The sequence below is a fragment of the Bizionia saleffrena genome, assembly GCF_008086175.1.
In the GTDB taxonomy this organism is placed as follows: Bacteria; Bacteroidota; Bacteroidia; order Flavobacteriales; family Flavobacteriaceae; genus Bizionia; species Bizionia saleffrena.
This window is the reverse complement of the sequence record NZ_VSKM01000004.1, coordinates 123,250-139,306: the sequence shown is the minus strand read 5'-3', so window position 1 is coordinate 139,306 and position 16,057 is coordinate 123,250. Positions and strand designations below refer to the sequence as shown.

Below are 16,057 nucleotides of genomic sequence, written 5' to 3'. Positions count from 1 at the left end.
AGTGTTTTTTTAATAATTATTGAAAATAGGTGTTATAGGCATTTACATTTTGCTCAATACTGTGTTTTAATTGCGAAGCTTCTTTAGTGGTTTTAGCTTCAGAAAGTGCGTCAATCTTTGCCATTAAAGGCAAAAGCCAAATGTGTAGATTATCGTGAGAAGCACCGGTCATTGTACAATTTTTTACAACGTAATTTTTGTCGTCACTGAGTTGTTTTGCTAATGTTTTATAGTCTTCTAAGGAATTAGTAGATTGTGTTTTAATACTTTCTTTCATTCGCTCTACACCATCATTGGTTTCAAAATTAGCTTGCCATTTATTGCCGTTATTTAACTCAATGTCATTGCTCCAAGCCTCGGCATATGCGTTAGTCATTTCGTGGTCGTTATGGTCGTTTGTCGCTTCAACAGTCTGCTCTATAGCCTCTGTTTTTAGGTTTTCATCAACGGTTTTACTGTCTTTGCAACTAACTATAGCCAATAGACTCATAGTAAAAATAAAATGTTTCATTGTTTTTGATTTTTATTTATTATTAATACTCGCGTTATCTAGCCATAGTTCTGCAGGCATTCCTATTTTTATACTACCATCATTGGCAACATCTATTTTAGCTGCATATACTAAGGCCACGCGTTCTTCTTTAGTTTGAATTATTTTAGGAGTGAATTCTGCTTCCGAAGCAATCCAACTCACAGTTCCTGTGTAGGATTTCATAGCATTTGCCGCATCTATTTTTACAGCAACGTTTGCTCCGATTTTTATAGTGGCTAATTGCGTTTCGCTTATATATACGCGCAATTGCATTGTCTTTAAATTGGCTATTTTATAAAGTGGTTTTCCAAAAGCTGTAATCTCATGCGGCTCGGCGTACTTAGTTAAAACTGTTCCGGCTATTGGGTTGGTAATTTTACTTTTTTGGATTTGATCGTCAATTTGTTTTAACTGAACATCTATAGATTTTAATTCGTTAACAACAGGCGCATTTTGAATTTCTACACTTCTAATCTGGCTTTTAATAACATCCATTTCTCCAGTTACATCATCTAATTGTTTTTGAGTTCCTGCGTTATCTTCAATGAGGTTTTCTGCTCGTTTTTTGTTAGTATTTGCTGTTTTTAACTTAGCATTTAATACATTAATTTGAGACAAAACGCCTTTAGATTTTGAACTAATAACAGCTTTAGAAACTTCTAATTGTTCGCGTTTTAAAGCGAGTGGAATAGTATCAATGTACCCTATAAATTGGCCTTTAGTAAGTTGGTCACCTTCCGTGATATCAAATTGCATCAGTTTCCCGTTGTTTTCGGCAGAAATCGTTATTTCTGTTGCTTCAAAATTACCGTAACCATCCGCCTTCCCATTGTCGTTTCCACAGGACATTAAGCTAGAAATGAGAATGATAAATCCTATATGTTTACTATTTGTTTTCATTTGTTTGTATTTTTATTTCCATCAGGTTTGTTTAATTATTTTATTTTTCTGCGAGATCTGAGTGATCTTAATTTTAGTGTCCTTTTATAACGTTGTAATTTGCTTTTGCCAATTGTAATTGTGTTTTATGCTGAATTAAATTGTTTTCATCTTCGTATAAATTGGTCAACTCTGTGACATAGGCCGAAGAGGTAATCACACCATTTTTAAGTTGTGAATCTGCCGACTTAAGCACTTCTTTTCTAAGGGTAATAATCTCTAGATCTGATACAATAAAACCTTCAATTTTACCGATTTCGTAATCGTATTTATTTAATTCAATACTAGTATTTAAAATGAAGTTTTTAGCTTCTGATTCTATAATCTCGTTATTAATTGCTAAAGATTGTTGCTGCTTTTTATTAGAATTCCAGTCGAAGACATTCCAACTTAATTTAATTCCAACGGTGTAAAATGTTTGAAATGAATTGTCTAGCATATTTAAACCCGGATTTCCATAGCCACCAGTTGCAAAACCAAGTAATTTAGGGGCGTTTTGAGAGGCTATTAATTTTTCAGAATTTTTAATTTCCTCTTTTCTAAATTGAAACCATTCTAACTCTGGTCGCGTAAGATTAGTTTTTAGTTGGGTTTCTAGCAATGGTTTTTTAAATAGAGTAGAACCGGTTAAAGATTTTTTTATGAGTTGTGATAACGTTTCAACTAAAACAGATTTATTGCTTCGTAATTCTTGAAATTGTTGATCAATTTTTAATAATTCAGCTTGTAAAACGTTATCCGAAGAGGGTAAAATTAGTCCATACTGTATTCCAGAACGCACTTCGTGAAGCTTTGCCTGTATTAGTGATTGTTTCGAGTTTAGTAATAACTCAGATTCTTGGGCTAATAATACAGAAAAATAGAGTTGATTAATTTGTTGTTTTAACTGATATAAATGAACTTCAACTTGTTTTTGCTTCGTTTTAAGTTCCGCCGATTTTAATTGCAATGCGGCCTTGGTAATTCCGCCATTATAGATGAGCTGGTTTACAGATAAAGTAGCGCGATATTGGTCTTTATTCAACGCTTCTATTGTCGAATTTGGAATGGGAACTTCAATCACATCCGATTGATAGGTCGCTTGAGCATCAAGATTAATTTGAGGTAATTTTGCTGTAGAAATAACAGCGGCATCTAATTTGCTTTGTGTCTCTAACAGTGCTGTTTGTTGTGCTAAAGGATGATTTTTTATTGCTAATTCATAACATTCTTGAAGTGTAATGGTATGTTGCCCGAAAACAGAAGCAGTAAATAATCCTATTAAAATGATGATGAAACGTTTCATTTTATGTGTTTTTTATTGAATTAATTATAAAATTAGCGACGTCACTTTTACGACTTTCTACGAATGTTTTATACGATTTTTCATCCTTATTTGTAAGCGCTTTGATTAATGGTTTCCCCAAAAAAGGAAAAATATTTAACGCGATAATGTTAACAAACAGTTGGTCGGCATCTATAGGCTTTATAAGTCCTTGATTAATTTCTTCCTGTACATTTATTTTGAATTTTTCTAGATTAGGAAAGCCTGTATTTTCCTTTAATTTTTCAATAAAATCTTCGTTTCTATTTAATTCCTGAATAATAAAATTTGGTAAATAAGGGTGCTTCATCATAAACGTTGTGTAATTTAAAGTGAAGTTCTTAATCTTTTCTTCAATGGAAGCGTCATCGTTTAAAATGGCATTAAGTTGCGGTGCCAATAGTGAAAATGCGTGGTTAAAAACGGCCTCAAAAAGTAATTGTTTACTTCTGTAATAATAATGAAGCATCGCTTTGTTTATTCCAGCATTGTCTGCTATTTCTTGCATACGCGCGCCATTCATACCTTTAGATTGGAATACGCTTTTTGCAGCAATAAGTATTTGCTCTTCTGTATTTTTGTCTTTTGATTTAGCCATTTGCATCTATGCGGTTTAACCATTTGGTTAACAAATATACCTTAAATAATTAAAACGCTGTTATCTTTTCCACTATTTATCTAATTTGTAAAAAAAACAGTCAAAAAAAGTTGACCACTGGCTTATTAAGTATATAATTTAATATTCTGTGTTACCAATACAAACAATAGAGAAATTCACTATATAAATTATATTTAACATATAATACTAATAATAAGCTCATTGGGTATACTATCTTTTATGACTTAAGGGATGGAAAAGAAAATATCTTTAAAAGATTGAATGATAGGTGACATAAGTCACTTTCAAATTGCATAAAAGAGGTTATTTTTGCCTTATGAAGCTTCTTGTCACGATGATATTATCCCTCTTGCTTTTAAACAATAGTTTTAAAACATCTATTGTTTACGGGTGGTATGCTTTAGATATAGAAAGCTTCGTTGAAGAACTTTGCGAAAATAAAGACAGGCCAGAACTAAAATGTAATGGTAAGTGCTATTTAAATGAAATTACAGCAAATAACTCGGCTCAAGAAAAACAAACCTTACCTAATTTAAAGTGGGATCAATTAGTGTTTTGTCAAACAGAACTAACCCTAAACGAAGCACCTTTATATCCCGTTGTAAAGCGAGAGAATTTCCAGTACAACATACTGTATAAATCAACACTTTTCTATTCGATTTTTCATCCCCCACAAGTATAATTACACTTTAATTTTAAGAGTTAGAGGAAAAGCTGTTTGCTATTTTCTCTTTATCACTGTGGAATAATTTTGAAAAATATACAATGAAAATAAAAAGAATAGCGCTTTTATGCGCACTATTACCTGTGTCTTTATTTGCACAAGAATTAACAACAAAAACGCAAGATTCAACTGAAACAAAACCTATAGAATTAAATACAGCTATAGTTACGGGTAGGGGTAATACAGACCCCGTGCTTACCACCGTAAAAACAAATCTTACAAAAAAGGTGGTACAACCTAAAAATGTAGCAGATTTGTTTAAAGATTTTAATGGTTTCTCATTAATTAAGCGTGGAAATTATGCGATAGATCCTTCATTTAGGGCATCTCAATATGAACAATTAAACATTCAATTTGATGGCGGAACAAAAGCGGTGCACGCTTGTCCTAATCGGATGGATCCTATTACTACGCACGTCATTCCGGAAGAGATAGAAAGAATAGAAGTGATTAAAGGGCCTTATACAGTACGCTATGGCGCAACCTTTGGAGGTGTTATTAATTTGGTTACCCAGAAACCTCAGGCCATGGATTCGGGTCTACACGGTAGTGTAAATTCTGGTTACGAATCTAACGGAAATTCGTTAGTGTCCTCAGTCAAGCTTCATCAAATAACCGATACATACGATATTGTTGCAAATGCAGGATATCGCGACTTTGGAAACTATAAGGATGGTGACGGCACAGAAATTCCTTCGGCATTTAGAAGTATAGATTACGGTTTACGACTAGGATACACTATTAAAGACAACCAGAGACTTCAAGCGCATTGGAGACAATCCTTTGGACGTGATGTTTTGCACGCAGGACTGCCTATGGATACTGATGAAGACAATAGCTCTATTTTATCTTTAGATTATAAGCTTTCAGACTTAACTGGTTTTATAAAAGAGGTTAATGCAAAAGCCTATTATTCTTATGTAGACCACATTATGTCTAATACAAACAGGCCTTCCTATAAAATGACAGACGCTGTATCTCAAATTGAAGCCACCACAAAAGGTGGTAAAATAGAATTACAGATGAAACCTACAGAGAAGTGGACGCTTTATAGTGGGGTAGATGCACTGCTTATTTCTAGAGATGGAGGAAGAACGAGACTTATAAAACGAAATGGTATGGGAATGGAATTGCCAGAACCTATTATGTATAATGATAAGGTGTGGCAAGATGCTTCTGTTAATGATTTTGGAGTGTTTGCAGAGAACAAATATGCAATTACAGATAAAACAATGCTTACTGCGGGAGTTAGATATGACCTTGTGGTTTCAGATATTCAAGATCCTGAGATTGATTTTCAAGAGCTTTATTCAAATTTGGAACAGAGAGAAGAGCGTAATATTTCGGCAACAGTATCTGTTAAACACAACATTTCAGACTACGTAAATTTAGAAATAGCTTATGGTCGTGGTGTGCGCTCTGCGAATATGATAGAACGTTACATAAATCACTTTACAGTAGGTCAAGATTCCTATGAGTACGTGGGAAATCCTTACCTCGATGCAGAGGTTAATAACCAGTTTGAAATTGGAATTAAAGGCATAAAGACGTTTACCGAAGGAATTGATGCACTTAGTTATGGATTCTCGGGGTATTATTCGTTGTATGAGAACTATATTGTTCCAGTTATAGATCCTGCTTTAGAACGTAAGTTCATGCCAAATGCGCAACCTCAAGAAGTAAAACGTTTTATAAATTTAGATAACGCTTATAAAATGGGTTTCGAAGCTAACTTAGGACTAAATTTTGCTTCCTATTTTAATCTTAATAGTAGCATCTCTTATGTATATACCAAAAATAAAGACTTAAATGAATCATTACCATTAACGCCTCCATTTATAACGCGGTTTGATTTAGATTTTGAAAAAGATAACTATTGGGCTAATCTTAAGTACACAATTACGTCTGCACAAGATGAGATAGCAACGAGTTTTAATGAACAAGAAACATCGGGTTATGAAACCTTAGACTTTCGTATTGGTTTTAAACCGCTACAAGATTTTACTATAGGACTTGCTATTTTAAATGTATTTGATGAAACGTACAATAATCATTTAAATTTCTCATTTGCAAATCAGGAAGATTTTTCACGAGTTCCTATTAATGATCCTGGTAGAAACTTTTCAGCATTTGTTCAATATGCATTTTAACTTTAAAAAAGCCCTTTTGATATTTTCAAAAGGGCTTTTTAGTATTTTTAAATATGATTGGATCTTAGAAATTATTCTAATTTTATTCTTGAGGAAATCTAGGAGCCTGCTAAGCGAGCTAAAAACACAGTTGTAATAAATCGTTTAATAGTTAATATAGATTACAATTTAGAGAACTTAGGGCGGTGAAACAGAATAGTAAACCTTAAATAATACGTGCTAAAGACGTTTGTTATTTAATTCTATTATGAAACAATTAGAAAAATTTTAAGTAATAAGTTGTCGGGAAACCTGTGCCGTTATCCACACCATTTTTTATTGTGTACTGAAGTAGCAATGATTATGAAAGAACATTAATTTTTATTAGTAAGGAAGCACAATAGCTTGGTGTAGTCGACACTACTTTAGATTGTGATTTCTTATGGTGAATACGCTCTCATTTTTAGCATTAATTTCACAAAACAATAAGAAATAAAATTCAGTTCTTCTCAAAACAATCGACTACTTTTGCTGCTTTCTGCCAACATCTCGTTTTATACCTAATTACTTTTAAATCTTAGTTGTATTAGGGCCTATTGTTTCAAAAACGTATCGTCATTTCTTTTTAAGTTTAATGGCAATTATCTCTTGAGATTTAAAACCGTTTAAAGCAACGAGAAATGGCTGTAAATGACAGTTAACGAACTAATAATTGGATGCACGAACGTCTGTTATGTTTATAAATTATGGAAAAACGAGACGAAAATGGATTGAATAAAGCCTCACGAACGCTATTGCTTTTAGGAATTTTATTCGTAGCTGTAAATTTACGACCTGCACTTTCTAGTATTGGGCCCTTAATTGATATGATTCGTCAAGATATTGGACTTTCTGACACATTACTAGGATTGTTAACAAGCTTGCCTTTAATTGCTTTTGGTGTTGTATCAACTATAACACCGTTGTTTACTAAGCGGTTCGGAATTGGAAACACGCTTTTAGGTGCACTGATTTTATTAACGACTGGTATTATAGTTCGCTCTTTAGGAAGTGTTTTTGAATTGTACTTGGGCACCATTTTATTGGGAATCGCTATAGCCTTTGGAAATGTGTTAATTCCGGCTTTAATTAAAAGAAACTTTCCACACAAAGCTGGATTAGTTACCAGTTTATACTCGGGTATTATGTCTTTGGGTGCTGCTTTTGCGGCCGGATTAAGTATTCCATTGGCAAAAGAGCTTAACTTAGGCTGGAGAGGATCGCTTGCCGTGTGGGCGGTGTTGGCTGTAATGGCTGTAATTATTTGGATTCCTAATATTAAGCGCATTAAGCGCACACCACCACGCAGAAGCTTTAAAGAAGCAATGAAGAAACTAAGTGGTTCGCTATTGGTTTGGAAATTGGCGCTGTATATGGGACTTCAATCTTTAACGTTTTACGTTATTTTAGCGTGGTTACCTGCTATACTTATCGATCGTGGATTTGAGGCATCGTATTCAGGATGGATGCTTTCTTTATCTCAGGCAACCGGTATTATTGGTGCTATTTTTATTCCTATTTGGGCGGGTTCTAGAAAAGATCAGCGCTTAGTTATTACTTTTTTAGTTGGTGTTGAAGTCATTGCCTTAATTGGATTAATGATTCCGGGAGTTGGAATGATTGAACTATGGACAGGGTTGATAGGAATAGCGATTGGTGGAACATTTGGGTTGGCTTTATTGCTTATTGTTTTACGTTCTAAAGATGCTGAAACAGCCGCCGAATTGTCTGGATTTGTCCAATCGATTGGTTATTTTATTGCGGCAGCCGGCCCCTTTATTGTTGGTGTTATTTACGATCTTACCAAAGAGTGGAATTATGCTTTAATCTTATTAATAGTGCTTGCCTTTTTTAAACTTTTAATGGGTGTGGCTGCTGGAAAAAACAGAAGGATTTAATCTTTTAATTTAAAGACTAAATACGCACGGTTATTTTTGATTTTTTTATAGGATCTCTTGGCAAAAATTAACAAACGAAAGCCTTAAATTTGTTGTAATAATTAAGAAGGGGCTTCTGTTTTGGTGTTCTAGTAGTCAAAAAGAGCAGTAATTAATAGATAAAATAGACCTTGGAAGTCTTTTATATTTTTCGATTTAATCGATCTCCACCCTAAATTTTACAACTCATTATATTTTTATGAAAACGCAACATACCGCTTATTCCATTTTAGACCTTGCATTAGTTTCTGAAGGTTATACACTTAAACAAACCTATAACAACGCTCTAAAATTGGCGCAAAATGCAGAAACTTTTGGTTACACGCGCTACTGGTTGGCAGAGCATCATAATGCGCCCAATATAGCAAGTAGTGCCACCTCTGTATTAATTGGTTATGTCGCCCAAGGCACAAAAACACTTCGCATAGGTTCTGGTGGTATTATGCTACCCAATCATTCACCGCTAATTGTTGCGGAGCAATTTGGTACTTTAGGGGCTTTATATCCCAACCGAATTGATTTAGGTCTAGGAAGAGCGTCAGGTACAGACAGGGAAACAGCACAAGCCATTCGCTCCGATTTTATGGAAGCAGCACACTCTTTTCCGAAAGAATTAGATAAGATTCAGCAGTATTTTTCTACTAAAAACGCGAGTTCTAAAGTTCGTGCCACAGTAGCAGAAGGCGTAAACGTACCTGTTTATATTCTAGGATCGAGTACAGATAGTGCACATTTAGCGGCTAAAAAAGGATTACCGTATTCGTTTGCGAGTCATTTTGCAACCACCCATTTGTGGGATGCTATCGCTATTTATCGTAAAGAGTTCAAGCCGTCAGCCGATTTAGAAACACCGTATGTTATGGCTGGTGTGAATATTATAGTTGCTGATACCGACGAAGAGGCCCATCGTTTATCGACCTCTCTGATCCGTATGATTTTGGGAATATTAACTGGTAAACGCGATTATGTGCAGCCGCCAACAGCTATGACCGCAGAGTATGAGGAAATTTTACAGCATCCGCAGATTCATCAAATGTTGAAGTATTCTTTTATTGGAAGTAAAGCTACAGTTAAAAGCCAAGTAAAAGCCTTTATGGCTAAAACTGAAGCCGACGAGCTTATTGCCGTTACTAATATTTATGATATTAAAGACCGCATTCGCTCTTACGAATTGTTTGCAGAAATAATGAAAGAATTAAATGAATAGTTAATAGAAGTTAGGACTATAATAAAATCGAAACGCCATAAAACACCTACTATTTCTATAGGTGTTTTTTTCTAGAACACTAATAAAAAAAATAACAACTCAAATTGGTGGTATTCCTTATAAAAGTGTGATTATCTTTGCCTAAAAATATTTTTATGTTAAAGCAGTTTTCAGATTTAGGAATTAATAAACAAATTCAAGAGAGTTTAGTTGGTTTAGACATCTCCGTTCCTACGGATATTCAAGAAAAGACCATTCCTATAATACTAAATCAAAAAGAAGATCTTGTTGTTTTAGCAAAAACGGGAACAGGAAAAACAGCGGCTTTTGGTTTACCTTTACTGCAGTTAATTGATGTTGAGAATACTGCTATTCAGGCTTTAATATTAGCACCGACAAGAGAATTAGGGCAACAGATTTTTGCAAATTTAGAATCGTTTGCTAAAAACAGTCCAGAACTTTCTATCGCCTCTGTCTGTGGTGGAATTCCTATAAAACCTCAAATAGAACGTTTAAAAGCTCCCACTCATATTGTGGTAGCAACTCCCGGGCGTTTGGTTGATTTAATTAAACGTGGCGCCATAAATATCAAAGACGTAGCGTATTTAGTATTGGATGAAGCCGATGAAATGATAAGTGCTTTAAAAGACGAGGTCGATACTATTATAAAAGACATTCCTAAATCTAGAAGAACATTGTTGTTTACGGCTACAATGCCTGGAACTATAAAGCAATTAGTTCAAAACTACATGTCGAAACACGTAGTATATATTGAAGCAGATATGGCAACGATGGGACATCAAGGTATAGACCACCAATATGTGGTTGTAGAACCTATAGAAAAACTAGAGGTATTACTTCATTTTTTAAATTCAAAAGAAGGGGAACGCGGTATTATATTTTGTAAAACTAAGGCAGCGGTTAACAAATTAGCCAAAAATTTAGCGATAAATAAATTCTCTTCAGGGGCTATTCACGGTAGTTTAACTCAAGGTATTCGCGACCGAATAATGGGTCAATTTAGAGAAGGCCATATTGATATTTTAGTTGCAACCGATCTGGCAGCTCGTGGAATAGATGTAAAAGAAGTATCGTACGTGGTTAATTACCATTTACCAGATACTTACGACGCGTATGTGCATAGAAGCGGACGAACGGCTAGGGCAGGAGCAAAAGGCTTGTCGTTAACCGTTTTACAAAAAGAAGAAGTAGAGGATATTGCCGATTTTGAAAAAGAATTGGGTCTTGTTTTTACGGCCTTTAAAAAAGCAGATGCACAAAGTATTGAAGAAAATAATGGTTTAATATGGGCTAAAAAAATATTTAAGACCAAACCTAATCGCGATGTTTCAGAAGATTTTAAAGCGCAAATAAAAACGGTGTTTCATCATTTAACAAAAGACGAGCTTGTCGATAAAATAGTAGCGAATTACATAGCACAATCGAGTACAGAACACCTAAAAGTTGAAGCAACGAAGAAGAATAAGAAAAAATAATGATTAAAATAGATAAGAATCAGTTAGATATTTCACGCTTAATTAAAACCAATTAATGGTTACGGTATTGTAAAGGAATATAGCGTTTAAACCTATAAAACAAGCTGTTTTAGTAAGGCAAGTTCACTTAATAAAAAAGAGGATAACTAATATAGTTGTCCTCTTTTTTATTAAAAATATTTTTCGTCAACATCTTCAATTTCAACAACCTTAGCTTCCGCGATAAATTTCATAAAAAGGTATAGTGACAAAATATGGCAGATAACAATTACTGCTGTAAAGGTTCTGTTATAGAAAAAGAACTCGTTAATAGATGATAAGGTCATTTGGAAAATATTAAAAATCCCAGAAGCTAATAGAACAGGGCCATTAACGTACTTATCACTGATATAAACCATAGCAAAAGTAATAGAAAATATAAATAAACAAAATGCGACGAAAACGGTGTAAATAACAAAGTGAGTGGGGATGTTGTTTATTAACAAATCGACAACGGCAAATATAATATAAGTTACTAATAACATACCGAGCACTACAGATAGTGACATTACCGATTTGAGCCTACTTTTACTTAAATATTTTATAAGTATTATAATTAAACAGATTAAATAAGAAGCTGTTAAAATAGCTATCCACGTAAAGTGATTGAAAAAATTTAGTAACGATAAGATATCAGAAACGAGAACTAGAAGTGCTGCAAAAATAAACAGCTTATTAACTGTAATATTTTTATAACTTAAATATTTTAAAATGATGATTACAATGACTAGCGGCAATATATAAACAAGCCGAGTTTGATCCATCGTTAAACTGATAAGTACAGACGCAAAAAAAGCTATAAAAAAGACTATATCGATAGCTTTCACTTCCTTTATAAGCTTTAAAATTTTGTGACACTTTTTTTTCATTTATCAGATTCTTATAATTTTGATATGTTTTTACACAAGATAATCATTAGTTTAATTAAATGATTTATTATCAAAAGATAAATTATGCGCCTATTTGTTGGTGAAATTAAGCTTTTTAAAAGTGAGATCTTGGTTAATAGGTTCTTACTCCTCAATATTTTAATTTAGTTATTTATTCACTTTCTCAGAACGGTATAACTATCTTCGCCAAAAATAATTTTTATATTAAATAGGATCTCGATATCACGTTTATAAGTATATGCTTACAGATAACAACCAACCAGACACCACTAGAAAACTCTCATTGGAGGAAATAGACCAATGTATTTCGGTCTTAGAACTTTTGGTAACCGATACCAATCAAATATTTAATCTTTCTGAAGAAAAAAGAACGGCATTATATAAAGCCTCAGGAATGCTGTCTCGTCCAAATCGTGATGAGTTTCAGCGGAGAAGAAAAGACGCTAAGAAGGCTATAAAGCGTAAAATGATTGCTAAAGATACGCACGCCAGAAAAACAACAGGTATCCGTTCTGCGCGAGAAGCGTCGTTATTTGTAGCTCCAAAACTACTAGCAGAAGCTTCTAATCGGGACGACACTTTAGAGTTAGAATCGCCGAGAAACTGCTACGTTTGCAAGGCTGTATTCTCAAAATTGCATCATTTTTACGATACAATGTGTACGGATTGTGGTGATTTAAATTACGCAAAACGTTTTCAGACGACCGATTTAAAAGATCAAGTAGCGGTAATTACAGGATCTAGATTAAAAATAGGCTATCATATTTCATTAATGTTATTACGTTCGGGAGCTACCGTTGTGGCTACGACACGTTTTCCTGCAGATTCTGCCATTCGGTTTTCTAAAGAAGAGGATTATAGCGATTGGAGTGATCGTTTGCATATTCACGGACTCGATTTGCGACATATACCAAGTGTAGAAATTTTCTGTAATTATATAGAGCAAAAATACGATCGCTTAGATATTTTAATCAATAATGCAGCACAAACTGTAAGACGCCCTTCAGGTTTTTATTCCCATTTAATGGAAAACGAAAAATTACCTGTCGGCCAACTGCCAAAATTAGCGCAACCATTGTTAAAAGATCATAATACCTGTCTAAAAGAATTAACAGCGTTTAGTGCTAGCACTTCAAAAACGAGTAAAAATAATGTGCTACCGGTGACCTGGCACGGGCCAGAACCAGGAATTGGATTGCGAAATTCGGCCGAATTATCTCAAATTCCATACAGTTTTGATAATTCATTACAAACTGCCGAAGTATTTCCAGAAGGTCAATTGGATGCCGATTTACAACAAGTAGACCTAAGAAAAACCAACAGTTGGCGATTAAAATTAGGTGAAATTGAAACTACGGAAATGGTAGAAGTTCAGTTAGTAAACGCCGTTGCACCGTTTGTGTTATGCAACCGTTTGTCTAATTTAATGAAGAAAGAAAACACAGGTAAGAAACATATAATTAATGTATCTGCGATGGAAGGGAAGTTTCATAGGTTTAAAAAAGCAGACAGACACCCGCATACAAATATGGCAAAAGCAGCCTTAAATATGCTTACACATACTTCTGCAGCAACCTTTGCGAAGTCTGGTATTTATATGAATGCTGTCGATACGGGCTGGGTAACAGACGAAGATCCAGCAGAATTATCTAAGAAAAAAGTAGAAATCCACGATTTTCAACCCCCTTTAGATATTGTTGATGGGGCGGCAAGGGTAATGGATCCGCTAATAGACGGCATAAATACCGGTAAACATTGGTCGGGGAAATTTTTAAAAGATTATTTTCCTATCGATTGGTAGTGGTTTATAAATAAATTGGCACTATCTTTGCACTCAAGTTATCAAATTATTAATTACAATTATTATTATTATGAGTAAAGGAACAGTAAAATTTTTCAACGACACTAAAGGATTTGGATTCATCACTGAAGAAGGAGTAGACAAAGATCATTTTGTACACATTTCAGGATTAATCGACGAAATCCGTGAGGGTGACGATGTTGAATTTGATTTACAAGAAGGAAACAAAGGATTAAATGCAGTTAACGTAAAAGTTATGTAATATATACTTCAAGTTTTTTAAAAGAGCCCATCAATATTTTGATGGGCTTTTTTTATGTGAAATTGTGAAATGATTTGTATTTTTCTAAAAAATAGTTTTAAAAATGGATAAAGAACAATTTATGCAAGAAGCTGTAAACGCAGCGTTGAAAGGTATGAACAATAACGAAGGTGGTCCATTTGGTTGTGTCGTTGTAAAAGACGGAAAAATAGTGGGTCGCGGTAATAATAAAGTTACGTCTACAAACGATCCCACAGCACATGCCGAAGTTACTGCTATTAGAGAGGCGTGTAAAAATCTAGGTTCGTTTCAGTTAGACGGTTGCGAAATTTATACGTCTTGCGAACCCTGCCCTATGTGTTTAGGAGCTATTTATTGGGCGCGACCAGATAAAGTGTACTACGGAAGCAGTCAAGTTGATGCCGCAAATATTGGCTTTGATGATGAATTTATTTATAAAGAAATCCCTTTGCCTTACAACAAAAGAAGTATTCCTTTTGTACAACTTGCGCCAGAAATTGCGATAAAACCTTTTCAAGAATGGGTTAAAAAAATGGATAAGACGGAATACTAGGAACTGATTTTGGGGAGGTTTTAATATTGGGTTAAAATATTTTATCCTTAAAGGGATTAATAATTAAACTCAATCAATGACTCAAATTCAAAGATAAAAATATCCAAAATTGTCTTATTCACACTCTAAAGTTGTCTGTAAAATGAAGTGTTTTAGCAGCTAAACAGATTTCGACTGCGATCAATCGGACAATAGTTGAAAATTACATTGACGGATTTTAAGCTGGTTTCTTGAGTGCTATTTTAGGGTTTACTTTATAACTTTTGGTAGTGTACCCCAAGACGGTAATACCAAAAAACAAGTTTCAAATAATTGCGATCGATATGGATCTGAATACAGACATAACTGTATTTACATATAAAGGCTTATGTCTCTTAGTTGTTTATATTTCGTACCAATTTAACTGGATATAGCTTTCAATAAGCTGCGTGTTTATATAAAGTAGAACCGTTTGCCCGAATGTCTAAATGCTACATTGGCAGCAATTTAATCCTCCTTTCATTTTCCTTTAAAGACACTTAATAGTTAATTATTTATCATTTACCCCCGCTTCTCTATAGCGTCTCCAGCTTGTACCTTGCGTACACGGACAATCGCTTACTCCTTGTAAGAAATCTATACCTATAGTTATCGCGTGCGTTCCAGAATTAAATCCCGATAAATCATTCATTGTGGCTTGGTAAGAATAGGCGAAATAAAATTCATTTTTCTTAATCCCCACCATTGGTCCAATGTTTAAAGGTTTTAAAGCTTGATCGTTTAAAAAACGGTAAGAAGCACCTACCCAGTAATAATCGCCATCGCCGTTATACTTTCTATATTTTAAATTAATATCTGTACTTGAACGTCCATCACTATTATACCTTTGGTAAAATATAGAAGGTTCAATTTCTGTATTTCTCATACTTTTGCTTTTAATAACATATCCAGCATAGGTTTGAAAATTTAATAGTTTACTCGGTTCTATTCCTGTAAAGGCATCAATCTTTTTGTCTAATATATTATTTACATTAAAACTTAAGAAAAACATTTTTAAGCGATATAGAATTCCAACATCAAAATTATTATTAGAAATGGATCTGTCATCTCTAATATTAGGATCTACGATTGGCATTTCTTCGGTACCTTCAAAGTTTTCAATATCAATTCTAAAGCTATTAATATTATAAGAAAGTCCGAAAGATAAATACTGTTTCGATTTATAATCTAAAATAATATGGTGCGCAAAAGAAAATTTAACCCCTTTTTGTCGTGTGTTTCCATTCTTATCATTATAAAGAGATACACCAACACCAGATTGATCTGCAATTCTAAAATCGACATATAGCGCCTGATTATCGGGAGCGTTTTTAATGCCTACCCATTGCGTCAATCCGTTGGCTCTAATTCTTAAATTATCGCCAACGCCAGCATAGGTGGGTGAAATAATAAAATCGTTATCTGCTAAGTACTGTGTAAACACCGGTAAGTTTAATTCTTGTCCGAAACCATAAGACGAGATAAAAAGAACGATATAAAGTGTGATTTTTTTCATTTGACTAATTTTTTAAAATGCTTTAGGTTCTA

Annotated in this window: 14 protein-coding genes; 8 read left to right on the top strand and 6 right to left on the bottom strand. The window is 34.0% G+C overall.

What is annotated here, in order from left to right; translation table 11 throughout:
* Positions 1-16 precede the first annotated feature (16 nt).
* From ES676_RS04850 to ES676_RS04835, 4 genes are all read right to left on the bottom strand, one after another.
* Positions 17-511 carry a hypothetical protein gene (locus tag ES676_RS04850; protein WP_148368930.1) on the bottom strand — a complete coding sequence of 165 codons (495 nt, stop codon included), beginning with the start codon at positions 509-511 and terminating at the stop codon, positions 17-19.
* 12 nt (positions 512-523) lie between these two features.
* A complete protein-coding gene (locus tag ES676_RS04845) occupies positions 524-1,432 on the bottom strand; it encodes an HlyD family secretion protein (protein WP_148368929.1) in 909 nt (302 codons plus the stop codon).
* A gap of 73 nt (positions 1,433-1,505) precedes the next feature.
* A complete protein-coding gene (locus ES676_RS04840; RefSeq protein ID WP_148368927.1) occupies positions 1,506-2,756 on the bottom strand; it encodes a TolC family protein in 1,251 nt (416 codons plus the stop codon).
* 1 nt (position 2,757) lies between these two features.
* Entirely contained in the window at positions 2,758-3,372 is a 615-nt protein-coding gene (locus ES676_RS04835) for a TetR/AcrR family transcriptional regulator (protein WP_148368925.1), read from the bottom strand.
* 355 nt (positions 3,373-3,727) lie between these two features.
* Between ES676_RS04835 and ES676_RS04830 the strand changes: the two genes are divergently transcribed.
* From ES676_RS04830 to ES676_RS04810, 5 genes are all read left to right on the top strand, one after another.
* Positions 3,728-4,075 (top strand): hypothetical protein, encoded by a 348-nt coding sequence (locus tag ES676_RS04830; protein ID WP_148368923.1) that lies wholly within the window; start codon positions 3,728-3,730, stop codon positions 4,073-4,075.
* An 83-nt stretch (positions 4,076-4,158) separates the two neighbouring features.
* Positions 4,159-6,267 (top strand): TonB-dependent receptor domain-containing protein, encoded by a 2,109-nt coding sequence (locus ES676_RS04825; protein ID WP_148368921.1) that lies wholly within the window; start codon positions 4,159-4,161, stop codon positions 6,265-6,267.
* Positions 6,268-6,992: 725 nt separating this feature from the next.
* On the top strand, positions 6,993-8,183 hold the full coding sequence (locus tag ES676_RS04820; protein WP_148368919.1) for a CynX/NimT family MFS transporter: 1,191 nt from the start codon (positions 6,993-6,995) through the stop codon (positions 8,181-8,183).
* Positions 8,184-8,421: 238 nt separating this feature from the next.
* Positions 8,422-9,429: an LLM class flavin-dependent oxidoreductase gene (locus ES676_RS04815; protein ID WP_148368918.1), complete on the top strand. Its 1,008-nt coding sequence runs from the start codon at positions 8,422-8,424 to the stop codon at positions 9,427-9,429.
* A 155-nt stretch (positions 9,430-9,584) separates the two neighbouring features.
* Positions 9,585-10,925 (top strand): DEAD/DEAH box helicase, encoded by a 1,341-nt coding sequence (locus ES676_RS04810; protein WP_148368917.1) that lies wholly within the window; start codon positions 9,585-9,587, stop codon positions 10,923-10,925.
* A 170-nt stretch (positions 10,926-11,095) separates the two neighbouring features.
* Here the strand turns inward: ES676_RS04810 and ES676_RS04805 are convergent, their stop codons facing one another.
* Positions 11,096-11,833, bottom strand: a complete 738-nt coding sequence (locus ES676_RS04805; protein ID WP_148368915.1) for a hypothetical protein — start codon at positions 11,831-11,833, stop codon at positions 11,096-11,098.
* A gap of 259 nt (positions 11,834-12,092) precedes the next feature.
* On the opposite strand from ES676_RS04805, the gene ES676_RS04800 reads away from it, so the two are divergent.
* From ES676_RS04800 to ES676_RS04790, 3 genes are all read left to right on the top strand, one after another.
* Positions 12,093-13,655 (top strand): SDR family NAD(P)-dependent oxidoreductase, encoded by a 1,563-nt coding sequence (locus tag ES676_RS04800; RefSeq protein ID WP_148368913.1) that lies wholly within the window; start codon positions 12,093-12,095, stop codon positions 13,653-13,655.
* A 70-nt stretch (positions 13,656-13,725) separates the two neighbouring features.
* Entirely contained in the window at positions 13,726-13,917 is a 192-nt protein-coding gene (locus tag ES676_RS04795) for a cold-shock protein (protein ID WP_148368911.1), read from the top strand.
* 103 nt (positions 13,918-14,020) lie between these two features.
* On the top strand, positions 14,021-14,491 hold the full coding sequence (locus ES676_RS04790; RefSeq protein ID WP_148368909.1) for a nucleoside deaminase: 471 nt from the start codon (positions 14,021-14,023) through the stop codon (positions 14,489-14,491).
* Between the two features lie 529 nt (positions 14,492-15,020).
* On the opposite strand, the gene ES676_RS04785 is transcribed toward ES676_RS04790, so the two are convergent.
* A complete protein-coding gene (locus ES676_RS04785; protein ID WP_148368907.1) occupies positions 15,021-16,025 on the bottom strand; it encodes a PorP/SprF family type IX secretion system membrane protein in 1,005 nt (334 codons plus the stop codon).
* Positions 16,026-16,057: the final 32 nt, after the last annotated feature.